The organism is Microbispora sp. NPDC046933, from assembly GCF_040644635.1.
Taxonomy (GTDB): Bacteria; Actinomycetota; Actinomycetes; order Streptosporangiales; family Streptosporangiaceae; genus Microbispora.
The window spans coordinates 39,823-61,046 of sequence record NZ_JBEYWW010000046.1 but is presented as its reverse complement, the minus strand read 5'-3'; the positions used below and the strand labels follow the sequence as shown (position 1 = coordinate 61,046).

Here is a 21,224-nt window from a genome sequence, read left to right as displayed (position 1 = left end):
GGCTCGACCGGCACGGGTCGCGCCGTCGCTGGTGGCCTCACCGTCTGTGACCCCACCGTCTGGGGCCTCACTGTCGGGGGCCGGGCTGCCGGTGTGGCTCGCGTGCTGCCCCGGCTCGGGGTCGATGATCGGAAAGTACTCGCGGGCGAGCGAGCCCTCCGACGACCACAACGGCGAACCGGCGGTCAGCCGGTCCCACCACTCGCCGTCACCGCCGGTGCCCCCGTTAGCGCTGTTGCCGCCGTTGCCCCTGTTGCCGCTGTTGGTTTGATCGCCGTTGTTGGCGTTGTTGACGTTGTTCGAATCACGAGGGTGCCCAGGATCGGAGCCGAACAGATCCATGGCACCTCCTCGCCGGATTCGAAAGTCTGTTTTAATTTTCTCCCGACCACCTCACGCTGAGCAACCGTGCGGCGCGATTTGTTGGAGCTACAGGCTCAGCGAGCAGCGGGCAGGAGGTCGAGCAGGGCGTGGAACACATGGGAGAGCCCGCCCGCGACGAGGACGGGGATCACCAGGCTGAGACAGAGAGCCAGAACGCAGCCACGACCTCCACCCATCGGGTTGGGGACCGGATCCTGTGGCTCCAGCCCACGCCACAGCGATCGGGGTTCGAGGAGGAGGAACAGCATGGCGCCCACCTCGCCCACGGTGAACAGCCAGAACCAGGCCCATCTGCTCCCCAGCCTGGGCCGGGCCGTACCGATCATGATGAGGAGCGCGGCGATCCAGGCCCCGCCCACGAGCCAGGTCGCGCCATGGAACGGCACGCGGAACGGCCAGCCCGAGAAGAACCCATCGCGCGAATGAGCGAGCCCGGCCTCCGGGCGGGGAACGGTGGCGTGCAGGTCGCGCAGGAGTTGGCGGGGTGTGTAGGCCCCGTTCTCGGAGCGGTCGGCGTGATACCAGAACAGGGGGCTCGTCGACCACCGCAGATCCACCGGGGTGCCGGAGTAGATGACGTACGTGACCTGCCCGGACCGGAGCGCCGTGTGGAAGTCGGCGAGGGTGCGCTCGCGCGGGGTCATGCTGAGCACGGTCACCAGGGCGCCCCACAGCAGCACGACGATTAACACCACGCGCACCCATAGCCCCGCGATTCGGTACGGAAGTAGCATGACGCGAGCTTCCCTCAGCCGGCACGCGACCGCATCCCTCTCCGACGACGGCTACAGCCGGTCCTGGCGGGGCAGCACCACCTCGCGGGCCAGGAGAAGCAGGGCAGCCGCCAGCGGGATGCCGAGCAGGGCCCCGACGATGCCGAGCAGCGCCCCGCCGAGCAGGGCCCCGACGATGGTCGCCACGGGCGGCACGTCGACCGACGACTTGAACACCTTCGGGGAGATCCAGTAGTTCTCGACCTGCTGGTAGACGACGAAGAAGACCACGCAGGCGATGCCGACCTGCACCGAGGAGAGGAAGCCCACCCCCGAGGCAACGACCGCGCCGATGACCGCGCCCACCAGGGGGATCAGGTCGGTGACCGCGACGAAGATGGCCAGCGCGAGCGCGTACGGCACCTTCAGCATGGCCAGGAACAGGAAGGTCACCACTCCGGCGATCAGCGAGATGATCAGGTTGCCCGCGACGTAGCCGCCGATCTGGTTGATGATCTCGTCCCCGAGCAGGCGGACCCGCGTACGGCGTGAGCGGGGCACGAACCGGTAGGCCGTCTCCTTGATGGAGTTGAGCGACCCGAGGAAGTAGAGCGTGAGCACGAGCACGGTGAAGGCGCTGAACAACGCGCTGATCACTACGCTGGCCACGCCGAGGAGGCCGCCGAACATCTGGGTGGCCAGCCCGCCGCCCGCGACGTACTGCTGGATCTTGTCGAGGATCTGGTAGCGCTCGTCCACCGAGCGGATCAGCGGGTGGTTCTGGAGCTGCTGCACGTAGTCGGGCAGTTGCCGGACGAACCCGGTGGTCTGCTCGGTGAGCGGCGGCACGACCGCGAGCCCGAAGACCACGAAGAAGGCGATGACCGACCCGAACACGATCGTGATCGCGAGGCGGCGGGACAGGTTGCGCCGCTGGAGCGCCTCGACCGCGGGGTTGAGTCCGATGGCCAGGAACAGCGAGACCACGATCAGCACGAGCGCCGAGCCGGCGCTGGCGATCGCCTGGACCAGGAGCCACGCGGTGAGCACGCCCAGGGCGCCGGTGAGGCCGAACATGAACGGGTTGCCGCGCAGCGGGCGTCCCGGCAGGCCGAACGGCCGGTCGGAGGCCATGCCGCCGTCGTCGCCGGGCCGGCTCGCGCCGCCCGGGGACCGGTCGTGGGCGGCCGGGGAGCCGGTCGGCTCCGGCGTCGTCTCGCCCTGGCCGGGGAGCGAGGGGAACACGCTGGAGATGCCGCTTCCTGGGGAGAGACCGCTGTCGGACACGCCCCACTGCTGCCCGACCAAGGTCACTTGACACGGATTTATCCGGACAAGTCGCCCTTTTGTCCCCGGCTGGTGAGAGCCGTATCCCCCAGATGGCGCTCGATCGCTCCGTTGACCTCGGCGCCCAGCAGCACGATCAGCGTGGAGAGATACAGCCAGAGCATGAGCACGGCCACGGCCGCGACCGCGCCGTACGTCTGGTTGAAGCGCCCGAAGCTGGTCACGAAGACCGACAGGCCCGCAGAGACCACCACCAGGGCGGGCATGGCGAGCCCCACCCCCCAGGTGACCGACCGCCACCGCGACTCCCGGCGGCTGCCGGGGACGAACCGGTAGAGCAGCGCCAGTCCCGTCCCGATGAGCAGGACGAGCGCCGCCCAGCGCGCCACCGAGACGGCGACCCGGGCCACCCGGCCGAGGCCGATGTGTCCCAGCACGACCGGAAACGCGGCGACGAGCGCCAGCAGAACCGACACTCCGGCGATCGCGGCGACCGTGTAGAGCAGCGCCAGCAGGCGGGTGCCGATCGGGCCGTGGCTCTCCCTGCCTCCGTACACGGTGTTCAGGCCCCGCATGAGCGCCTGGACGGCCCGCGACGAGGCCCACAGCAGGCCGACGAGGCTCACCGCGAGATTGGCGCTGAGCCCCTTCTCCCCGGCGCGCACCGCGGAGGAGAGCTGGGAGACCAGCAGGTGGGCGACGGGTCCGGGCAGCGGCCGGGTCAGCGACGCCAGTTGCCCGGCCGCCTCGCGGGGGTCGGCCACCAGCCCGTAGACCGACACGACGACCAGCAGCATCGGGAAGATCGACAGCGTCCCCCAGAAGGCGATGCCGGCGGCCAGCAGGGACAGCCGCTCACGCTTCGCCTCCTCCCGCACCCGCCCGGCGATCCTCTTCCAGTCCGCCACCGGCGCTCTCATGACCGGTGCGACGATCGGGCGGCCCGCAGCAGCGCGGCGCCGGCGAGGTAGACCGGGAGCATCGGCGCGGGCAGCCCCTCCGAGCCGGTGAGCGCCGCGCCGAGCAGCGCCACGACGACCAGGGCGGCGCCCGCCAGGGTGACGGCCGCGGTGCGCACGCCGACGGGCCCGGCGGGTGCCGGGCGGGCCCCTGTGCGCCTTTCGGCCGCGTGCCTCTCGAACCTGGCGAACACGGCGACCAGGACCGCGAGGGTCGCCGTCAGGAACGCGAGCCAGGGCACGCGCAGGAGCAGCCAGGCGGCCGACCCGGGAGGCGGCTGCGGCAGCAGGCCGGTGACGTAGAGGGCGGGCACGGCGATCACGACCGCGGTCATGTGCCAGAGGAACACCGTCATGATCACGGAGTTCGCCGCGACGACGGCCGTCCACGGGCGCGTACGGCGCAGCATGCGCCCGCCGCGCTCGTGCAGGAGCAGGGCGACCCCCGTCTGGGCGACCGCCAGGGCGAGCAGCGCGAGCGTCGGCGGCGAGGTGTTCTGCAGCCGGTCGCCGGGATCGGCCACCATGCTCACCGGGTACGGCCCCGGCACGGTGAGCAGCACGAGCGCCGCCAGGCCGCCCGCCGCCATGGGCACGGCCACGCGGGGATGGGCCGGCAGGGCCCCCTCCCGCCAGGCGATGCCGAGCTGGTAGACCGCCGCCCAGGCGAGCAGGTAGTTGGCCACGCCGAGCACGGCCGGGCCGCCGAGCAGCCGCGCCGCGTCACCGAACGCGACCAGCACCGCGAACGCGGCCGGCACCGCGAGGCCCGCCCTGCGGTGCAGCGCGAGCAGGACCGGGGTGAGCAGGACCACCGTGACGTACGCGATGAGGAACCACAGCGGCAGGCAGGCGAGCCAGACCGCCAGGGTCACGGTCGCGCGGTCGGCCCCCAGGAGGACCGCGAGCAGGGCCGCGCCGCCCAGCGTGAGCAGGAACGCCGTCGTCGGGCGGATCAGCCGGTCGGTGCGGCACAGGAACCAGCCGATCGCGTCGCCGCCCCGGCGCCGGTAGGAGCCGAGCGAGGCGGCTCCCGCGAAGCCGCCCACCAGGAAGAACACCGGCATGACCTGGAACAGCCAGGTGAGCGGCCGGGCCCAGGGGACGAACGCGAGGACCGTGTCGCCGCCGACGCGCTCGCCGTACGTCACGACGACGGCCAGCCAGTGCCCGAGAACCACCAGCGCGATCGCGACGGCGCGCAGCAGGTCGATGTGACGGTCGCGGCCGGGCGGCGTGCGTTCCGCCGTACGCCGCAGGGGCGTGAACATCTAGTCGCTCTGATGCTGCGGCTCGCTGATCTCCTTGACCACCGGTGTGAGCAGGTCGGCGGTGAGCTGGTGCATCTGGAGGAGCAGATCGTCGATCGTCAGTATGCCGACCACCCCTCCCTCCGCGGTCACGGGCAGCCTGCGGAAGGAGTGGCGGCGGAACGTGTCGAAGGCCACCTCGACCTCGTCCTCGGCCTGCACCACCACCGGGTGCTCCGACATCACCCGGCCGACCGGCGTGTCCCCGACCCTGTCCTGGGCGAGCACGCGTATGGCGAGGTCCCGGTCGGTCACTATGCCGGCGATGCCCCGCCCCTCCGACACCACCACGCAGCCGACACCCGAGTAGTCCATGTGCCGTGCGACGTCCCGCACCGGCGTGATCGGCGGGACGACGACCACCGGCGTGGACATGACTTCTTTGATCTTCATGGCCGGCTCTCCCCCTCGTACGGAAGTCCGCCCCGCTTGTGACCTTATGCCCTATTTATCCCCACAAGTCCGAATAAACGTGGAGGTGGAGGTGGTCCCCATGATCACGCTGAGCATCATCAAGGCCGACACAGGGGGGTTCGTCGGCCATTCCGCCGTCCATCCCCGCCTGATGGCCGAGGCGAGGCGGGAGATCGAGCGGGCGAAGTCCTCCGGGCTCCTCATCGACGGCCACGTCGAAAGCTGCGGCGACGACATCTCCCTCATCATGACCCATACGTACGGCCAGGAGGCGGGGCTGATCCACTCCTTCGCCTGGGACACCTTCCAGGCGACCACCCACCTGGCCAAGGAACTCGGCCTGTACGGCGCCGGCCAGGACCTGCTGTCGGACGCCTTCTCCGGCAACCTGCGCGGCATGGGCCCGGGCTACGCGGAGCTGGAGTTCGAGGAGCGGCCGTCGGAGCCGGTGCTGTGCTTCCTGGCGGACAAGACCGAGCCGGGTGCGTGGAACCTGCCGCTGTACAAGATGTTCGCCGATCCGTCCAACACCGCCGGGCTGGTGATCGACGAGAAGATGCACGCCGGGTTCGCGTTCGAGGTGTACGACCTCCACGAGGACCGGCGCATCGTCTTCGACTGCCCGGCGGACCTCTACGACATGCTGATGTACATCGGCGCCCCGGCGCGCTACGTGATCCACAGCGTCCGCTCCAAGACGCTGGGCATGACCGCGGCGGCGACCAGCACCCAGCGGCTGTCGCTGATCGCCGGCAAGTACGTCGGCAAGGACGATCCCGTGTTGATCGTGCGCTGCCAGTCGGGCCTGCCGGCCGTGGGCGAGGCGCTGGAGCCGTTCGCCTTCGCGTACTCGGTGGCGGGGTGCATGCGCGGCTCGCACCACGCGCCGTTGATGCCGGTGGCCACCGGGCAGGCGCACCCGTCGCGGTTCGACGGCCCGCCGCGGGTGGTCGCGCTCGGCTTCCAGATCAAGGACGGCCGGCTGATCGGCCCGCGCGACATGTTCGACGACCCGGCGTTCGACGGAGCCCGGCGGCAGGCCGGCGAGGTCATGGACTACCTGCGCCGCCACGGCCCCTTCGAGCCGCACCGGCTGCCGCTCGAGGACCTGGAGTACACCACCATGGCCTCCCTCACCAAGCGCCTGGCGCACCGCTGGACGCCGATCACGACCGAGGTCGCGACCCCGGTCGGGTCGTGACCACGAAGGCGTTGACCATGAAAGCATCTGTCGGCGACCGCCTGATCATCGAGAGCATCCACCGGGGCAGGGCGGGCCGCATCGGGATCGTGGTGGCGCTCTACCACACCGACGGCTCGCCCCCCTACCTCGTGCGATGGCTCGACGAGGAGCGGGAGACGCTGTGCTTCTTCCCCGGGCCCGACGCCCGCGTCGAGCACTACTGGGAACGGTTGCCGGAGAGTCCCTGACCACCCTGACCACCCTGACCACCCAGCAGGTCGCGCACTTCGCGCGGGAGCTGACCGAGCGCGTGGTCGACCACCCCCGGCGTCAGCTCCTCGTACATCACGGCGGTCACCGCCTTGGCGAGCTTGGGCACGTCGGCGTTGGCGATGCGGCCGGTGGCGGCGAAGTGGGCGGTGAACTCCTCGCGGTCCCGGCGGATCGGCACCGCCGCGGGGTCCCAGCCGTTGTAGTAGATCCCGCGCAGCAGGTCGGGCAGCTGCGCGGCGAGGTGCGCCGCGGCGGGCACAGGAAGGCCGTCACGCACGGCGTGCAGCCAGGTCCGCAGCACGCGGTGGGCGAACTCCCGGTCCTCGGTGCCGATGGCCCCGGCGAGGGCGGCCAGCCACCGGTTGGTCGTCTGGATCGTGTGGTCAAGGCTGTGCACATGGTGGGTGGTGGACATGGTCTCCTCCTCCGCCGGCCCCCTGCCAGGGCCGATTGTCCTATTCCGCAGCCTGCCTCAGGCACTGCACGACGTCCTCGTCGCTCGTCTGGGTGAAGTCGTCGTACCAGGCGCCGATCGCGTAGAAGTGGTCGGGCGTGTCCAGGCAGACGACCTCGTCGGCGTCCCTGCGCAGGCTCGCGATCGTCTCGGGGGCGCCGACCGGCACCGCGAGCACCACCCGGGAGGCTCCGTGCGCGCGGGCCACCTGGCAGGCGGCGCGGGCCGTCCCGCCCGTCGCGATCCCGTCGTCCACCACGATCACGGTACGGCCGGCCAGGTCCACCGGCTCGCGGTCGCCCCGGAAGCGGCGGGCGCGGCGCTCCAGCTCGGCCCGCTCGCGCCGCTCCACCTCGGCCATCTCGTCATGCGTGATGTTGGCGAGCCGTACGACGTCGGGGTTCACCACCCGCACCCCGCCCTCGCCGATGGCGCCGAAGCCCAGCTCCGGCTGGTACGGCACGCCCAGCTTGCGTACGACGATCACGTCCAGGGGGACGCCGAGGGCCCTGGCCACCTGGAACGCCACCGGCACACCCCCTCGGGGCAGCCCGAGGACGACCGCGTCCTCCGTCCCCGGGAGTCCGCGCACCCGCTCGCCCAGGCGCAGCCCGGCGTCACGACGATCGACGAACACGACAGTCACCCCTGTCTTTCCCCCTGCCTTTCACCGTCGGCCCCCGCCACCCTCCGCGGTAGGGCCGAAGGGCCCGGGGAAGACTTGAGACATGTCCAATCCCGGAGAGATCGACGAGCTGAAGGCCAGGCTCGACGCGGCGGAACGGCAGGTGCGCGCGCTCGCCGAGGCCGTCCGGGTGCTGGCGGGCGGCCTGGAGGGCGGGCCGCTCGAGGAGGCCGGGCGGGCCCGGCCCGAGCACGCCGCCCGGCTCGCCCACGAACTGCTGCTCGCGGCCGGCCTGATCCAGCCGAAGGAGAGTCCTTGAGGCGGTGCGTAGACTGTCGCCGTGACCTCGACCGACCCGGCCCTCGACGGGGAGCTTCCGCGTCAGAGGCTGACCGTGGCCGAGATCGCCCACCTGGCGGGGGTGTCCGCGCCGACCGTGTCCCGGGTGCTCAACGGGCACGCGGGAGTCGCCCTGGCCACCCGGCAGCGGGTGGAGGAGGTGCTGCGGGAGCACGGCTACCGGCGGCGCGACAGCGAGCCCGCCGCGATCCTGGAACTGGTCTTCCACGCCCTGGAGAGCCTGTGGGCGCTGGAGATCATCCAGGGGGTCGAGCAGGTCGCGCGGGAGCGCGAGCTCGCCGTGGTGCTGACCGAGATGCAGGGCCGGCTCACCCCTGGCAGGGCGTGGACCGAGCAGGTGCTCGCTCGCCGCCCCACCGGCGTCGTGGCGGTCTTCTCCGAGCTCACCGTGCAGCAGCAGTCGCAGCTCGCCACCCGCTCTATCCCTCTGGTCGTGCTCGACCCGACCGGCGAGCCGCTGCACCAGACCCCGTCGGTCGGCGCCACCAACTGGAGCGGCGGGATGGCCGCGACCCGCCACCTGCTCGACCTCGGCCACCGCCGCATCGCGATGCTGAGCGGGCCGACGCAGTGGCCGTGCTGCCGGGCGCGGCTCGACGGCTACCGCGCCGCGATGGACGCGGCGGGCGTGCCCGTGGACCCCGCGCTCGTGCGGGTCAGCACCCTCTACGTGGAGGGCGGCCTGCGTGACGGGGCCGACCTGCTGCGCCTGCCCGATCCCCCGACCGCCGTCTTCACCGCCAACGACCTGCAGGCGCTCGGCGTGTACGAGGCCGCCAGGCGGGCCGGGGTGCGCATCCCCGAGGACCTGAGCGTCGTCGGGTTCGACGACCTGTCGTTCACCCAATGGGCCGGGCCGCCCATGACGACCGTGCGGCAGCCGCTCGTCCAGATGGGGGCCGCCGCCGCGCGGATGGTCCTGGCCCTCGCGGACGGCGAGCGGCTCGAACAGCACCGGGTCGAGCTCGCGACCACCCTCGTCGTACGGGAGAGCACCGCACCGCCATCCCGATGACCGGCACAGCGATAACAGTACTTTTGGCCGGTTCTGCACGGGCGGCCGATCTCGTAGCCTCGCTGCTGTGCGTGTAGGGCGATGGGCCGCCGACGTCGGCCTCGGTGCCGTGTTCGCCGTGGTGCTGGCCTTCTGGGCCACCCGGATCGCCGGCAGCTGGGGCGGCGGCTACTGGCGGTTCGACTGCGCCGCCGGGGCGGTCGTGTGCGCGATCGCCCTGGCGCGCCGGTTCGACCCGGCCCGGGCGGCGGCGGCCGGTCTGGCCGTCGCCGCGACCGCCGTCCTGGCCGCCAGGTTCGCCGGTCTGCCCAGCGAGCCGGGCCCCGGGATGGCCCTCGGCCTGGCCGTGCTGGTCGCCACGGCGGTCAGGGCGCTGCCGGTCCGTACGTCCTGCGGCGTGGCGGCCGGCGGGCTCGCGGTGGCCGCCGGCAGCCTGCTGACGGCGCACACGCTCGCCGCCGGTGTGCCCTCGGTCACCCTGATGAACGTCCTCACCTGGGCCGCCGCCGTCGTGGCCGGGCTGTGCCCGCGGCTGCTCGACGCCCGCAGGCGGGCCGTCGCCGAGGGGGTGCGCCGCGCGGAACGGCTGAGGCTCGCCCGCGAGCTGCACGACGTCGTCGCCCACCACGTCACCGGCATCGTGGTGCAGGCCCAGGCCGCCCGGCTGGTCGCGCGCAAGAGCCCCGAGAAGGCGAGCGACGCCCTGGCCGAGATCGAGGCGGCCGGGTCCGGCGCGCTGGCCGCGATGCGCCGCGTCGTCGGCCTGCTGCGCGACCCGGACGAGGCCGCCACCTCCGCGTCCGGGGGGCTCGGCGAGCTGGTCGGGCGCTTCGAGGCGGGCGGCCGTGCGGTGCGCCTGCGACTGCCGGGCGAGGAGGAGACGGCGACGTGGCCGCCCGAGGTGGCCGGCACGGTCTTCCGGGTCGTCCAGGAGTCGCTGACCAACGTCTCCCGCCACGCCCCGGGCGCCCGTTCGGTGACGGTCAGCGTGGAGCGGGACCGTGAGACGCTCACCGTCGAGGTCGCCGACGACTCGCCGCGGGGCCCCTCGCGGCGCCACCGGCGCGGCGGGTACGGCCTGATCGGGATGCGTGAGCGGGTCGAGGCCCTCGGCGGCACGCTGCGCGCCGGGCCGCGTCCGGAGTCCGGTGCTGAGTCCGGTGCTGAGTCCGGCTGGTCGGTGCTCGCCACCCTGCCCGTCCCCGGGCGTGACCGCCGATGACGATCAGAGTCCTGGTGGCCGACGACCAGGCGATGGTCCGCGGCGGCCTGCGGCTGATCCTGGAGGACCAGCCCGACATCGAGGTGGTCGCCGAGGCGGCCGACGGCGCCGAGGCCGTGGAGTCGGCCCGGCGGCTGCGGCCGGACGTGTGCCTGGTGGACGTGCGCATGCCCCGGCTCGACGGCATCGAGGTCACCCGCGCCCTGGCCGGGCCGGGCGTGCCCGGCCCGCTGCGGGTGGTCGTGGTCACCACGTTCGACCTGGACGAGTACGTCTACGGCGCGTTGCGGGCGGGCGCGACCGGATTCGTACTCAAGGACTGCGGCCCCGCCCTGCTCGTGGAGGCCGTGCGGGCCGCCCACCAGGGGGACGCCCTGGTCTCCCCGTCGGTCACCCTGCGGCTGCTGCGCCACCTGACGGCTCGTCTCCCGGACTCCGGCCGGGTGGACCATCCGCTCTCGAACCGGGAGTTGGAAGTCGTCCGGGCCGTCGCCCGAGGCCGTACGAACCAGGAGATCGCGGCAGAGCTGTTCATCTCGCTGAGCACGGTCAAGAGCCACGTGGCCGGCATCCAGGCCAAGCTCGGCCTGCGCAACCGGGTCGAGGTCGCCGCCTGGGCCTGGGAGAACCGCATCGCAGGCGGCGGGTAGCCGAACCCGGCGGCATTCCCGGCCGTCGTACTCCTCGGAGCTCCTCAAATCTCCTCAGAGGAGTACGGAAGGGAAGCCGATGATGATACGCCTCGTGGTGGCGGCGGCCGCTGTGACGCCGGCGCTCGCGGCACCGCCCCCGGTCTGGTCGTACGCCGATCTGCCTTCGCACAAGGGCTACGACCGCATCGACCTCCTGGCGGCGGCCGGCGCACGGGACATCTGGGCGGTGGGCACCCAGGATCGGTACGTGCGCGGGGTCAAGAGGACCTACAGCGGTGAGGACGGCACCCAGACCCTGGAACACTTCGACGGCACTACGTGGCGGCGGGCCGCCCTGCCGCCGCAGGGCACGATCCGGTCGCTGTCCGCCGCCCCGTCGAGCGTCTGGGCCCTGACGTCCGGACGCGACGGGGGCGAGGGCGGGAACGGGGACGAGGTGGTGCGCTGGGACGGCCACCGGTGGCGGAGCGTGCCGCCGCCGGCGCCCGGCGCCAACGCGATCGCCGCCACCTCCGGCGGGGGAGCGTGGCTGGCGACGTGGACCAGGGAAGAGAGCGGGCTGCTCCGCCACGACGGCAGGCGGTGGCACACCGTTCCCTCTCCGAAGGGACTGGCGGTCACCGGCATCCTCGTACGCGGCGAACGTGACGTCTGGGTGGGCGGCTGGCTGAGGTCGGGCAGGCCCGGCGCCCAGACCGAGGCCCCCGCCCTGCTGCACTGGGACGGGCGGTCCCTGCGCCGGATCGCGATTCCGGCGAAGGTCTTCCCGCACGGGATCGCCTATGGAGCCAGCCAGGTGAAGGACATCGTGGTCACAGGCCCGGGGGACGTCTGGGTGACCTGCTACGACCTGGACAGTGGCCCCGAGGCCGCCATCGCGTTGCACCGGCAGGGGAAGACCTGGCGCAGGGTGACCCCGCCGGCCCGCACCACGTCCCTGCGCGGCGTGGTCGACGACGGCGCGGGCGGCGTGTGGTTCGACTACGGGCTCGCCGAGCCGCTGTGGCACCTCAACAGTGGTCGAATCAACAAGGGACGTTGGTCGAAGACGGAGGCGCTCCGGCCGCCGTCCGGGCGGAGGTTCGGCGGCTACGGCGCCGGCGAGGACGTCGCGCACATCCCCGGCACGACCATGCTCGTCCGCGCCGGGGCGTCGTCCGTTCCGGACGTGGGCGGGGACGCCGCGGCGACCACCGCTTCCTACAACTCCACGGACGGGGTGATCGTCGCGGGCCCGGAGGCCTCCTGACACACCAAAAACCGGACATTAACCATCAATATGTGTCATAGCACCCCAATCGGGCAGAAGGGAGGCAGCCGAACACAAGGAGGGTGGCAGCATGGCCGTCAGCGGCATCATCTCCGCCATAATCATCGGACTCATCATCGGCGCTCTCGGCCGGCTGGTCGTTCCCGGGCGCCAGGCCATCCCTATCTGGCTGACCGTGGTCATCGGTATCATCGCCGCTCTCATCGGCACGGCCATCGCCGGAGCGGTGGGAGTCGCCCCGGCAGGCGGGTTCGGCTGGATCCAGCTGATCATCCAGGTGGTCCTCGCCGCCATCGGCGTCGCCCTGGCCGCCGGGGTGTACCACCGACGAAGCGTCGGGTAGGCCTTCACCCGCCGATGGCCCCGGCACGTCCGGGGCCATCGGCATGTCCGGACTGTAGTGATCTTTACGAAATCACCGACATCTATTGATTCCCCCCGTCACGGCTGGGCGTACGGTCGTTAACCAGGGGCTTTCCTGTGGGAAGCAGTGATCCGGGGGAAGTGGTCCGCGATGGACCAGGCGGTCCTTGCACGTGTTCCGGAGGTGTTCGCGCGTCGCGTGGGGCCGGCGCTCGGCCTGGCCGACGAGGCCGACGCGGTGGCCAGGGCCTGCCATGCGATGGCGACGCGTTTCCACGGCGGCGGCAGGCTCATCGTCTTCGGCAACGGCGAGGCGGCCACCGACGCCCAGCACATCTCCGTGGAGTTCGTCCACCCGGTGATCGTGGGCAAACGGGCGCTGCCGTCGTTCTCGCTCACGAGCGACGTGGCGACGATCACGGGGGTGGCCGCGACGGCGGGCCTGGAGGAGGTCTTCGCGCACCAGCTCCGCCGTCTCGCCGCACCGCGGGACATGGCGCTGGGCGTCTCACCCGACGGCGGGTGCGTGAACGTGCTGAGGGGCCTGGAGACGGCGCACCGGCTCGGCCTGCTCACGCTGGCGCTCACCGGCGGCGACGACGGCGGCCCGATCGGCCGCAGCCCGGCCGTCGACCACGTCCTGATCGCCCGTTCCGCCGACCCCCGCGTGGTCAAGGAGGTGCACGTCACCACCTACCACATCCTCTGGGAGCTGGTGCACGTGTTCTTCGAGCAGCCCGGCGTGCTGGATCCAAGGGTCATCCCATGAACTGCCACGACGAGACGTGCGTCACCTGCTCGGACGAGGCGGTCGCGGTGACCGTCGTACGGCTCCTGGAGCGGGACCTCGCCCTCGTCGACACCGGCCGGGGCCGGGAGGTGGTCAGCGTCGCGCTGGTGGAGACCGAGCCCGGCGACACCGTCCTGGTCCACGCCAAGGAGGCCATCGCGGTGGTCCGGGAGGTGAAGCGATGACCGACGACTCGATGGAGGCCCTCTACCCCTTCCTCTACTCCGGGTCCACGGACCTCGACGCGGTCATGACCTCCGTACGCCAGTCGACGGTGGAGAAGGTCGACGAGATCGTCATGCTGCGCCGCACCGTGCTGGAGCGCGACGGGGAGCGGATCGCCGCCTGCGCCGAGGCCATGGCGGAGGCGTTCACGGCCGGGGCCCGGCTGTTCGCCTTCGGCAACGGGGGCAGCTCGACCGACGCCCAGGACGTGGCCACGCTTTTCATGAACCCGGGAGGTGTCGCCAGACCGCTTCCCGCGTTCGCCCTCACGGCCGACATCGCGGTCGTGACGGCGCTGGCGAACGACATCGGCTTCGAGGTGGTCTTCGCCCGGCAGCTCGCCGCGTCCGCCTTCGCGGGAGACATCGCACTGGGCCTGTCCACCAGCGGCAACTCCCGCAACCTCATCGCCGCGTTCGAGGAGGCCGGCCGGCGCGGCATGCTCACGGTCGGGCTGGCCGGCTACGGCGGCGGCCAGATGGCCGAGCTCGGCACCATCGACCACCTGTTCGTGGTGCCCTCGGCCTCGGTCCACCGCATCCAGGAGGCCCAGACCACCGTCTACCACGCGCTCTGGGAGCTGACCCAGCAAGCGCTTATCCGATCGGAAGCTGGTGACAGCGATGACGGCGCCTGACGGACAGCCAGACGGGCAGAAGGAGCCTGTCATCCACATCCTGTGGATAAACGCCGGGCTGAGCTGCGACGGCGACTCGGTCGCGCTCACGGCCGCGACCCAGCCGAGCATCGAGGAGATCGTGCTCGGCGCGCTGCCCGGCCTGCCCAAGGTCGCGGTCCACTGGCCGCTGATCGACTTCGAGTGCGGCCCGATGCAGGGCGCGGACACGTTCATCGAGTGGTACTTCAAGGCCGACCGGGGCGAGCTTGACCCGTTCGTGCTGGTCATCGAGGGATCGATCCCCAACGAGTCGATCAAGCGCGAGGGCTACTGGTGCGGGTTCGGCAACAACCCCGACACCGGGCAGCCGATGACGACCAGCGAGTGGCTCGACCGTCTCGCGCCCAAGGCGACCGCCGTGCTCGCCGCCGGCACCTGCGCGACGTACGGCGGCATCCACGCGATGGCGGGCAACCCGACCGGCGCGATGGGCGTGGCCGACTACCTGGGCTGGGAGTGGCGGTCGAAAGCGGGGCTGCCGATCGTCAACGTGCCCGGCTGCCCGATCCACCCGGACAACCTGTCGGAGACGATCCTCTACCTGCTCTACCAGCTCGCCGGGCAGGCGCCGATGATCCCGCTCGACCACATGCTGCGCCCCACGTGGCTGTTCGGCCAGACCGTGCACGAGGGCTGCGACCGGGCCGGCTACTACGAGCAGGGCCAGTTCGCCACCGAGTACGGCTCGCCGAAGTGCCTGGTGAAGATCGGCTGCTGGGGGCCGGTCGTGAAGTGCAACGTGCCCAAGCGCGGCTGGATCAACGGCATCGGCGGCTGCCCCAACGTGGGCGGCATCTGCATCGCGTGCACGATGCCCGGCTTCCCCGACAAGTTCATGCCGTTCATGGACGAGCCGCCCGGCGCCCGCGTCTCCTCGACCGCGAGCGAGGCGTACGGCACGGTGATCCGCGCGCTGCGGAGCATCACGTTCAAGACGGTCGACAAAGAGCCGAAGTGGCACAAGAAGGGCCGCGAGCTGCTCACCGGTTACAAGGCCCCCTGGAGCTAGCGATGACCTCGGAACGCGAACTGGTCGAGATGGCCTGGGACCCGATCACCAGGATCGTCGGCAGTCTCGGCATCTACGCCAAGGTCGACTTCGCCAACCGCGAGGTCGCCGAGTGCTACAGCACCTCGTCGGTGTTCCGCGGCTACAGCATCTTCATGAAGGGCAAGGACCCGCGCGACGCCCACTTCATCACCAGCCGGATCTGCGGGATCTGCGGCGACAACCACGCCACCTGCTCGGTGTACGCCCAGAACATGGCGTACGGCGTGCGCCCGCCGCACATCGGCGAGTGGATGATCAATCTCGGCGAGGCGGCCGAGTACATGTTCGACCACAACATCTTCCAGGAGAACCTGGTCGGGGTCGACTACTGCGAGAAGATGGTCCGCGAGACCAACCCCGGCGTGCTGGCGCAGGCCGAGCGCACCGAGGCGCCGCACGCGGCCGACCACGGATATCGCACGATCGCCGACATCATGCGCTCGCTGAACCCGCTGGAGGGCGAGTTCTACCGCGAGGCGCTGGCGATGAGCCGCACCACCCGGGAGATGTTCTGCCTGATGGAGGGCAGGCACGTGCACCCCTCCACGCTCTACCCCGGCGGGGTGGGGACGGTGGCGACCGTGCAGGTGTTCACCGACTACCTCACCCGCCTGACGCGGTACGTCGAGTTCATGAAGCGGGTCGTCCCCATGCACGACGACCTGTTCGACTTCGTCTACGACGCGATGCCCGGCTACGAGCAGGTGGGCAGGCGGCGGGTGATGCTCGGCTGCTGGGGCAGCTTCCAGGACCCCGAGCACTGCGACTTCGACTACCGGAACATGAACGACTGGGGCCGGAAGATGTTCGTCAGCCCGGGGATCGTGGTGGACGGGGAGCTCGTCACCAACGACCTGGTGGACATCAACCTCGGCATCCGCATCCTGCTCGGCAGCTCCTACTACGACGACTGGGCCGACAGGGAGCCGTTCGTCACCGAGGACCCGCTGGGCAACCCGGTCGACATCCGCCATCCGTGGAACCAGCACACGATCCCGCATCCGCAGAAGCGGGACTTCACCGACAAGTACAGCTGGGTGATGTCGCCCCGCTGGTACGACGGCCGGAAACTGCTCGCGCTCGACACCGGCGGCGGGCCGCTCGCCCGCCTGTGGGTCACCGCCCTGTCCGGTCTGGTGGACATCGGCTACGTCAGGTCCACCGGGCACAGCGTGGAGATCAACCTGCCGAGGACGGCGACCCGGCCGGAAAAGACCTTCGAGTGGAGGATCCCCCAGCGGAACGGGGAGCTGCTGTCCAACGCCATCGAGCGCAACCGGGCCAGGACCTACTTCCAGGCGTACGCCGCCGCGTGCGCGCTGCACTTCGCGGAGCAGGCGCTGGGCGAGGTCCGCCAGGGCCACACCCAGACGTGGTCGCCGTTCACCGTGCCCGACGAGGCGATCTCCTGCGGCTTCACCGAGGCCGTGCGGGGCGTCCTGTCACACCACATGGTGATCAGGGACGGAAAGATCGCCAACTATCACCCGTACCCGCCGACGCCGTGGAACGCCAGCGTGCGCGACTTCAACGGCACGCCGGGGCCCTACGAGGACGCGGTGCAGAACACGCCGATCTTCGAGGAGAACCCGCCGGAGAGATTCAAGGGCATCGACATCATGCGCACCGTCCGCAGCTTCGACCCGTGCCTGCCCTGCGGCGTCCACATGTACCTCGGCCGGGGCAGGCAGCTGCGCGTGGTGCACAGCCCGCACGCGTTCACGGGGACGCCATGACCGACGACACCGCGTACGACGTGGCCGCATCGGGCGAGCGGATCGAGCGACTGCTCGGCATGCTGATGGACGCCGAGGCCCGCACCATGGCGGAGGATCTCGTGCGGGAGCTCGTCGGCCTGTACGGCGCGGGCCTCGAACGCGTCATGGCGATCGTCACCGAGACCGGAGCGGCCGGCGCGCTGCGCGGTCTGGTGGAGGACCCGCTGGTCGCGGGCCTTCTCGTGCTGCACGACCTGCACCCGCTGACCACCGCCGAGCGGGTGCGGGCCGCGCTCGACGGCCACCCCTATGGTCACGGGGCCGAGCTGCTCGGCGTGGAGGGCGGCGTCGTACGGCTGCGCCTGAAGGGCGCCTGCGGCTGCCCCTCGTCGCGGATCACCGTCACGGAGTCGATCGAGCGCGCCATCGCCCGGGTGGCCCCCGAGGTGGCGCGGGTGGACATCGAGAGCCCGGTCAGGGATGCCGTGACCCTCCTGCAGATCGGCAGGCGCCCGGCATGAGCACCGGCCTGCGCCGTTTCCGTGAACCGGTCCGAGCCGAGTCGGCGGAACGAGCGGAACAGTGCGAGATGTGCGCCGAGCTCCTGGAGGGGGAGCACGGGCACGTCGTCGACCTGGAGACCCGGGCGCTGATGTGCGCCTGCCGAGGCTGCCGCCTGCTGTTCGTCCGGCCGGGCCAGGGACGGTATCGCGCCGTACCCGACCGCTTCCTCTACGCGCCGTCCTTCCGGGTCTCCCCCTCCGACTGGGACGACCTGGGCATTCCGGTGCGTACGGCGTTCTTCTTCCACAACTCCTCGCTCGGCCGGACCGTGGCCTTCTATCCCAGCCCGGCCGGGGCGACCGAGTCGCTGCTCCCGCTCGCGACCTGGGAGCGGGTGCTCGCGGCCAACCCGGCGCTGGCGGACGCCGAGCCCGACGTCGAGGCCCTGCTGGTGGACCGGGCTCCCGACGGGTCGTTCTCCTGCCATCTCGTGCCGATCGACGCCTGCTACCGGCTCGTCGGCCTCGTACGGCTGCACTGGAAGGGCTTCGGCGGCGGGCGGGAGGCGTGGGAGGCCATCGACGGCTTCTTCGCCGCCCTGCGCCGCCGGGCCCGCGTTCTGAAGGAGGTTTGACCTTGGACGATGGTCTCCGCTTCGACTGCCTGGACGCCCGGCCCGAGCCGTACGCGGCCTCGCCCACGCTCGTCTTCCGCCTGCGCGTCACCGACCCCTCCCCCGAGGGCGTCCACGCCATCGCGCTGCGCTGTCAGATCAGGATCGAGCCGCGCCGCAGGCCGTACGGGCCGCGGGAGGCGGCGCTGCTGGCGGACCTGTTCGGTGAGCCGGCCCGGTGGGGCGACACGCTGCGGCCGGTGCAGTTCGCCATGGCGCAGGCGATGGTGCCCGGCTTCACCGCGAGCACGGAGATCGACCTGCCCGTGCCGTGCGGCTACGACCTGGAGGTGGCCGCGGGCCGATACTTCGCCTCCCTTGACGACGGCGAGATCCCCCTGCTGCTGCTGTTCAGCGGCACCGTGCTCGCCCGCTCAGGCGGCGGGGTGAGCATGCGGCAGGTCCCCTGGCACTGCGAGACCCGCCATGGCCTGCCGGTCGCGGTGTGGCGCGAGACGATCGACACCGCCTTCCCCGGCTCCGGCTGGCTGCGGCTGCGCCGCGACACCGTGCGCGAGATCCTCCGCTTCAAGTCCGAACGCGTGCTCGCGACCGTCGACGAGGCGGTCGAGCTGCTCATGAAGGAGGCGGGCCGGTGACCGCGCCGATGGAGGCGGCCCGTCGCGTCGCGGACGCCGTGCTGTACGAGGGCTACCTGCTCTACCCCTACCGCGCCTCGGCCGCCAAGAACCGCATGCGCTGGCAGTTCGGCGTGCTCGTGCCGCCGAACTACCCCGGCGAGCCGTCCACCAGCGTGACCGAGTGCCTGCTGGAGGCCCCCGGCGAGGCCCAGTTCGATGTGCGCCTGCGGTTCCTGCACGTCAGGAGCAGGACGGTCGAGCGGGAGGAGGACGACGGCTACTGGCCCGTGCCGAGGCTGACTCTCGGAGGGCGCGACTACCTCAGCTTCGACGAGGCCACCGAGCGGGAGGCCCGGACCGCGGTGTCCCTGGCACACGTGACGGCCAGGCGGTGCACGATCGAGGTCCGGGTGCCCGGCGACCGCCTTATCGAGCCCATCGACGACCCCGGCGGCGAGCGGACCGGCCGGATCGTCTGCGCGCACCAGCCGCTCGACGCGGAGATGCGGATCTCCGCCGAACGGCTGCCCGGGCCGTACGGGCTGGTCCGGCTGCGGGTCGAGGTGGAGAACACGGCCCACTGGGAGCGCGCGGACGCGCCGCGCGAGGAGGCCCTGCGCCGCTCGCTGGTCGCCGCCCACCTGCTGATCGGGGTGAGCGGAGGGGCCTTCGTCTCGCTGCTCGACCCGCCGCTGTGGGCCGAGGCGGCGGCGCGGCAGTGCCGCAACGAGAACACCTGGCCCGTCCTGGTGGGCGAGCCCGGCCGCCGCGACGTCGTGCTGTCCTCGCCGATCATCCTGTACGACCACCCGGCCGTCGCCCCGGAGAGCCCGGGCGACCTGTTCGACTCGACCGAGATCGACGAACTGCTCACGCTGCGCACGCTGACCCTGACCGAGGAGGAGAAGCGGGAGGCCCGGATCACCGACCCGCGCGCCGCCGAGATCCTCGAACGGGCCGCCGACCTGCCGCCGGAGCTGCTCGAACGCCTCCACGGCGCCATCCGTCACCTGGAGGTCCCCGCCAGGACGACGCCGGAGGACGACGCCGTGACCGTGGCCGGGGTGCGGATCGCCAAGGGGAGCCGGGTGCGGCTGCGGCCCGGCCGCCGTCGCGCCGACGCGCACGACATGTTCCTGGCCGGGCGGACCGCCCGGGTCGAGGCGGTGTTCCTCGACCTGGACGGCCTGCGCCACCTGGCCGTCACGCTGGAGGACGACCCCGCCGCCGACCTCCAGCGTGAGCAGCGGCGTTTCCTCTACTTCGCGCCGGACGAGGTGGAACCCGCATGAGAACCGGCATGAGAACACTGGTGGCCGGCGTGGGCAACGTCTTCCTCGGCGACGACGGGTTCGGCGTGGCGGTGGCCCGCCGCCTCGCCGCCGTCGGGGTGCCCGACGGGGTGGAGGTCGGCGACTTCGGCATCCGGGGCATCCATCTGGCCTACGAGCTGACCTCGGGATACGACCTCACGATCCTCGTGGACGCGATCCCGGCGGGACGCGCCCCCGGCACGCTGTCCGTCGTCGAACCGGCGCCGGAGTCCCTGACGCCGGCCCCCGGTGGATGTTTCGTGGACGCGCACGCGATGACCCCCGACGCGGTGCTCACGCTGGCCTCCGGCCTCGATCTCCCGCGGGGAGACAGAGTCCTGCTGGTCGGCTGCGAGCCCGCCGACGTGTCTCCGGGAATGGACCTGAGCCCGCCGGTCGCGGCGGCCGTCCCCGAGGCCGCCGCCCTCGTGCTCGAACTGATCGCGGAGGAGGACCGGCGATGCTGAAACGCGTGCTCTTCGTGCTGCTGGTGACCGGGGTGGCCGTGCTGGTCGTCCAGTCGCTGCCCGACATCCGGCGCTACCTGCGGATCAGAAGGATGTGACGCCGATGCACGAGTTCGGGATCGCCGAGGCCGTGGTCGACGCCGTCGAGCGCCGGGCCGACGGCAGGCGCGTGCGCCGGGCCCGGGTGCGCGCGGGCGCGCTGCTGCGCATCGCCCCGCAGGCCCTCGACCAGGCCTTCTGCCTGGCCTCCGCCGGCACGGTCGCCGAGGGCGCGACGCTCGACCTGGTCATCGAGCCCGTACGGCTCATCTGCCGGGGCTGCGGGCACTCCGCGCTGTGCGCCGACCCGCTCACGATCTGCGGACTGTGCGGCGGGATCGACGTCGACATGGAGGGCGGGGACAGCCTCGTCCTCGAATCCATCCAGCTCGACCCCGACACCACTGCGGAGGCGTCCTATGTGCCTGGGTATTCCCGGCGAGATCGTGGAGATCCCACCGGACCAGACTGACCTCGCCAGGGTCGACGTGAGCGGAGTCCGGCGGGCCGTCAACATCGGCCTGCTCGACGGCCAGCCCCTGGGGCCCGGCGACTGGGTCCTGATCCACGTCGGCTTCGCGCTGTCGAAGATCGACGAGGCCGAGGCCAGGGCCGCCCTGGAGTTCCTGGAGGGCATCGGCCAGGCGTACGAGGACGAGCTGGCCGCGCTGCGCGACTCGTCCATAGAGAGGTGAAGGA

General features: G+C 71.7%; 28 protein-coding genes. 20 read left to right on the top strand and 8 right to left on the bottom strand.

Annotated features, from left to right (window positions below; translation table 11 throughout):
* The 6 genes from ABZ857_RS39170 to ABZ857_RS39145 form a co-directional block, all read right to left on the bottom strand.
* A partial coding sequence (locus ABZ857_RS39170) for a hypothetical protein (RefSeq protein WP_357054291.1) occupies positions 1-342 on the bottom strand: 342 nt, incomplete at its 3' end.
* Between the two features lie 95 nt (positions 343-437).
* Complete coding sequence (locus ABZ857_RS39165) at positions 438-1,085, bottom strand: hypothetical protein (RefSeq protein ID WP_357054288.1); 648 nt, start codon at positions 1,083-1,085, stop codon at positions 438-440.
* Between the two features lie 84 nt (positions 1,086-1,169).
* On the bottom strand, positions 1,170-2,411 hold the full coding sequence (locus ABZ857_RS39160) for an AI-2E family transporter (RefSeq protein ID WP_357054285.1): 1,242 nt from the start codon (positions 2,409-2,411) through the stop codon (positions 1,170-1,172).
* 11 nt (positions 2,412-2,422) lie between these two features.
* Entirely contained in the window at positions 2,423-3,304 is an 882-nt protein-coding gene (locus tag ABZ857_RS39155) for a YihY/virulence factor BrkB family protein (RefSeq protein WP_357054282.1), read from the bottom strand.
* Complete coding sequence (locus tag ABZ857_RS39150) at positions 3,301-4,614, bottom strand: acyltransferase (RefSeq protein WP_357054278.1); 1,314 nt, start codon at positions 4,612-4,614, stop codon at positions 3,301-3,303. The genes ABZ857_RS39155 and ABZ857_RS39150 overlap by 4 nt, the downstream gene beginning before the upstream one ends.
* Positions 4,615-5,046: a CBS domain-containing protein gene (locus tag ABZ857_RS39145; protein WP_357054275.1), complete on the bottom strand. Its 432-nt coding sequence runs from the start codon at positions 5,044-5,046 to the stop codon at positions 4,615-4,617.
* Positions 5,047-5,146: 100 nt separating this feature from the next.
* Here ABZ857_RS39145 and fbp point away from each other — a divergent pair, with 100 nt between their 5' ends.
* Both fbp and ABZ857_RS39135 read left to right on the top strand, forming a co-directional pair.
* Positions 5,147-6,268: a fructose-1,6-bisphosphate aldolase/phosphatase gene (fbp, locus tag ABZ857_RS39140; RefSeq protein ID WP_357054272.1), complete on the top strand. Its 1,122-nt coding sequence runs from the start codon at positions 5,147-5,149 to the stop codon at positions 6,266-6,268.
* Between the two features lie 17 nt (positions 6,269-6,285).
* On the top strand, positions 6,286-6,498 hold the full coding sequence (locus ABZ857_RS39135; RefSeq protein ID WP_357054269.1) for a DUF1918 domain-containing protein: 213 nt from the start codon (positions 6,286-6,288) through the stop codon (positions 6,496-6,498).
* Here the strand turns inward: ABZ857_RS39135 and ABZ857_RS39130 are convergent.
* Both ABZ857_RS39130 and ABZ857_RS39125 read right to left on the bottom strand, forming a co-directional pair.
* Entirely contained in the window at positions 6,468-6,938 is a 471-nt protein-coding gene (locus ABZ857_RS39130) for a DUF2267 domain-containing protein (protein ID WP_357054266.1), read from the bottom strand. The genes ABZ857_RS39135 and ABZ857_RS39130 overlap by 31 nt on opposite strands.
* 40 nt (positions 6,939-6,978) lie before the next feature.
* Positions 6,979-7,614 (bottom strand): phosphoribosyltransferase family protein, encoded by a 636-nt coding sequence (locus ABZ857_RS39125; RefSeq protein WP_357054263.1) that lies wholly within the window; start codon positions 7,612-7,614, stop codon positions 6,979-6,981.
* Between the two features lie 91 nt (positions 7,615-7,705).
* Here ABZ857_RS39125 and ABZ857_RS39120 point away from each other — a divergent pair, with 91 nt between their 5' ends.
* From ABZ857_RS39120 to ABZ857_RS39035, 18 genes are all read left to right on the top strand, one after another.
* Entirely contained in the window at positions 7,706-7,921 is a 216-nt protein-coding gene (locus ABZ857_RS39120; protein WP_357054260.1) for a hypothetical protein, read from the top strand.
* Positions 7,922-7,942: 21 nt separating this feature from the next.
* Positions 7,943-8,977: a LacI family DNA-binding transcriptional regulator gene (locus ABZ857_RS39115; RefSeq protein WP_357054257.1), complete on the top strand. Its 1,035-nt coding sequence runs from the start codon at positions 7,943-7,945 to the stop codon at positions 8,975-8,977.
* 67 nt (positions 8,978-9,044) lie between these two features.
* A complete protein-coding gene (locus ABZ857_RS39110; protein WP_357054254.1) occupies positions 9,045-10,199 on the top strand; it encodes a histidine kinase in 1,155 nt (384 codons plus the stop codon).
* On the top strand, positions 10,196-10,849 hold the full coding sequence (locus tag ABZ857_RS39105) for a response regulator transcription factor (RefSeq protein ID WP_357054251.1): 654 nt from the start codon (positions 10,196-10,198) through the stop codon (positions 10,847-10,849). The genes ABZ857_RS39110 and ABZ857_RS39105 overlap by 4 nt, the downstream gene beginning before the upstream one ends.
* A 79-nt stretch (positions 10,850-10,928) precedes the next feature.
* On the top strand, positions 10,929-12,101 hold the full coding sequence (locus tag ABZ857_RS39100) for a hypothetical protein (protein WP_357054248.1): 1,173 nt from the start codon (positions 10,929-10,931) through the stop codon (positions 12,099-12,101).
* A gap of 91 nt (positions 12,102-12,192) precedes the next feature.
* On the top strand, positions 12,193-12,465 hold the full coding sequence (locus ABZ857_RS39095; protein WP_357054245.1) for a GlsB/YeaQ/YmgE family stress response membrane protein: 273 nt from the start codon (positions 12,193-12,195) through the stop codon (positions 12,463-12,465).
* Between the two features lie 219 nt (positions 12,466-12,684).
* The gene (locus tag ABZ857_RS39090) at positions 12,685-13,254 is read left to right on the top strand and encodes an SIS domain-containing protein (protein ID WP_357054242.1); all 570 of its coding nucleotides are present in this window, start codon (positions 12,685-12,687) and stop codon (positions 13,252-13,254) included.
* Positions 13,251-13,460 (top strand): HypC/HybG/HupF family hydrogenase formation chaperone, encoded by a 210-nt coding sequence (locus ABZ857_RS39085; protein WP_357054240.1) that lies wholly within the window; start codon positions 13,251-13,253, stop codon positions 13,458-13,460. Before ABZ857_RS39090 ends, ABZ857_RS39085 begins: the two co-directional genes overlap by 4 nt.
* The gene (locus ABZ857_RS39080; protein WP_357054237.1) at positions 13,457-14,137 is read left to right on the top strand and encodes an SIS domain-containing protein; all 681 of its coding nucleotides are present in this window, start codon (positions 13,457-13,459) and stop codon (positions 14,135-14,137) included. The genes ABZ857_RS39085 and ABZ857_RS39080 overlap by 4 nt, the downstream gene beginning before the upstream one ends.
* Positions 14,124-15,188: a hydrogenase expression protein HypE gene (locus tag ABZ857_RS39075; protein ID WP_357054234.1), complete on the top strand. Its 1,065-nt coding sequence runs from the start codon at positions 14,124-14,126 to the stop codon at positions 15,186-15,188. The genes ABZ857_RS39080 and ABZ857_RS39075 overlap by 14 nt, the downstream gene beginning before the upstream one ends.
* Before the next feature lie 2 nt (positions 15,189-15,190).
* Positions 15,191-16,966 (top strand): nickel-dependent hydrogenase large subunit, encoded by a 1,776-nt coding sequence (locus ABZ857_RS39070; protein WP_357054231.1) that lies wholly within the window; start codon positions 15,191-15,193, stop codon positions 16,964-16,966.
* Positions 16,963-17,469 carry a NifU family protein gene (locus tag ABZ857_RS39065; RefSeq protein ID WP_357054228.1) on the top strand — a complete coding sequence of 169 codons (507 nt, stop codon included), beginning with the start codon at positions 16,963-16,965 and terminating at the stop codon, positions 17,467-17,469. Before ABZ857_RS39070 ends, ABZ857_RS39065 begins: the two co-directional genes overlap by 4 nt.
* Positions 17,466-18,086: a DUF5947 family protein gene (locus ABZ857_RS39060; protein WP_357054225.1), complete on the top strand. Its 621-nt coding sequence runs from the start codon at positions 17,466-17,468 to the stop codon at positions 18,084-18,086. The genes ABZ857_RS39065 and ABZ857_RS39060 overlap by 4 nt, the downstream gene beginning before the upstream one ends.
* Before the next feature lie 2 nt (positions 18,087-18,088).
* On the top strand, positions 18,089-18,724 hold the full coding sequence (locus tag ABZ857_RS39055) for a DUF6084 family protein (RefSeq protein ID WP_357054222.1): 636 nt from the start codon (positions 18,089-18,091) through the stop codon (positions 18,722-18,724).
* A complete protein-coding gene (locus ABZ857_RS39050; RefSeq protein WP_357054219.1) occupies positions 18,721-19,998 on the top strand; it encodes a hypothetical protein in 1,278 nt (425 codons plus the stop codon). Before ABZ857_RS39055 ends, ABZ857_RS39050 begins: the two co-directional genes overlap by 4 nt.
* A gap of 8 nt (positions 19,999-20,006) precedes the next feature.
* Positions 20,007-20,486: a hydrogenase maturation protease gene (locus tag ABZ857_RS39045; RefSeq protein ID WP_357054216.1), complete on the top strand. Its 480-nt coding sequence runs from the start codon at positions 20,007-20,009 to the stop codon at positions 20,484-20,486.
* A gap of 103 nt (positions 20,487-20,589) precedes the next feature.
* A complete protein-coding gene (locus tag ABZ857_RS39040; RefSeq protein ID WP_357054213.1) occupies positions 20,590-20,997 on the top strand; it encodes a hydrogenase maturation nickel metallochaperone HypA in 408 nt (135 codons plus the stop codon).
* The gene (locus ABZ857_RS39035) at positions 20,945-21,220 is read left to right on the top strand and encodes a HypC/HybG/HupF family hydrogenase formation chaperone (RefSeq protein WP_357054210.1); all 276 of its coding nucleotides are present in this window, start codon (positions 20,945-20,947) and stop codon (positions 21,218-21,220) included. The genes ABZ857_RS39040 and ABZ857_RS39035 overlap by 53 nt, the downstream gene beginning before the upstream one ends.
* Positions 21,221-21,224 lie beyond the last annotated feature (4 nt).

Bases quoted from the DNA above. Each gene is read 5' to 3' on its own strand.
- ABZ857_RS39040 (WP_357054213.1), top strand. From the start codon at position 20,590: ATGCACGAGTTCGGGATCGCCGAGGCCGTGGTCGACGCCGTCGAGCGC.
- ABZ857_RS39130 (WP_357054266.1), bottom strand. From the start codon at position 6,938: ATGTCCACCACCCACCATGTGCACAGCCTTGACCACACGATCCAGACG.
- ABZ857_RS39105 (WP_357054251.1), top strand. From the start codon at position 10,196: ATGACGATCAGAGTCCTGGTGGCCGACGACCAGGCGATGGTCCGCGGC.
- ABZ857_RS39085 (WP_357054240.1), top strand. From the start codon at position 13,251: ATGAACTGCCACGACGAGACGTGCGTCACCTGCTCGGACGAGGCGGTC.
- fbp (WP_357054272.1), top strand. From the start codon at position 5,147: ATGATCACGCTGAGCATCATCAAGGCCGACACAGGGGGGTTCGTCGGC.
- ABZ857_RS39120 (WP_357054260.1), top strand. From the start codon at position 7,706: ATGTCCAATCCCGGAGAGATCGACGAGCTGAAGGCCAGGCTCGACGCG.
- ABZ857_RS39145 (WP_357054275.1), bottom strand. From the start codon at position 5,046: ATGAAGATCAAAGAAGTCATGTCCACGCCGGTGGTCGTCGTCCCGCCG.
- ABZ857_RS39045 (WP_357054216.1), top strand. From the start codon at position 20,007: ATGAGAACACTGGTGGCCGGCGTGGGCAACGTCTTCCTCGGCGACGAC.
- ABZ857_RS39150 (WP_357054278.1), bottom strand. From the start codon at position 4,614: ATGTTCACGCCCCTGCGGCGTACGGCGGAACGCACGCCGCCCGGCCGC.
- ABZ857_RS39075 (WP_357054234.1), top strand. From the start codon at position 14,124: ATGACGGCGCCTGACGGACAGCCAGACGGGCAGAAGGAGCCTGTCATC.
- ABZ857_RS39035 (WP_357054210.1), top strand. From the start codon at position 20,945: ATGTGCCTGGGTATTCCCGGCGAGATCGTGGAGATCCCACCGGACCAG.
- ABZ857_RS39070 (WP_357054231.1), top strand. From the start codon at position 15,191: ATGACCTCGGAACGCGAACTGGTCGAGATGGCCTGGGACCCGATCACC.
- ABZ857_RS39100 (WP_357054248.1), top strand. From the start codon at position 10,929: ATGATGATACGCCTCGTGGTGGCGGCGGCCGCTGTGACGCCGGCGCTC.
- ABZ857_RS39080 (WP_357054237.1), top strand. From the start codon at position 13,457: ATGACCGACGACTCGATGGAGGCCCTCTACCCCTTCCTCTACTCCGGG.
- ABZ857_RS39065 (WP_357054228.1), top strand. From the start codon at position 16,963: ATGACCGACGACACCGCGTACGACGTGGCCGCATCGGGCGAGCGGATC.
- ABZ857_RS39155 (WP_357054282.1), bottom strand. From the start codon at position 3,304: ATGAGAGCGCCGGTGGCGGACTGGAAGAGGATCGCCGGGCGGGTGCGG.
- ABZ857_RS39135 (WP_357054269.1), top strand. From the start codon at position 6,286: ATGAAAGCATCTGTCGGCGACCGCCTGATCATCGAGAGCATCCACCGG.
- ABZ857_RS39060 (WP_357054225.1), top strand. From the start codon at position 17,466: ATGAGCACCGGCCTGCGCCGTTTCCGTGAACCGGTCCGAGCCGAGTCG.
- ABZ857_RS39095 (WP_357054245.1), top strand. From the start codon at position 12,193: ATGGCCGTCAGCGGCATCATCTCCGCCATAATCATCGGACTCATCATC.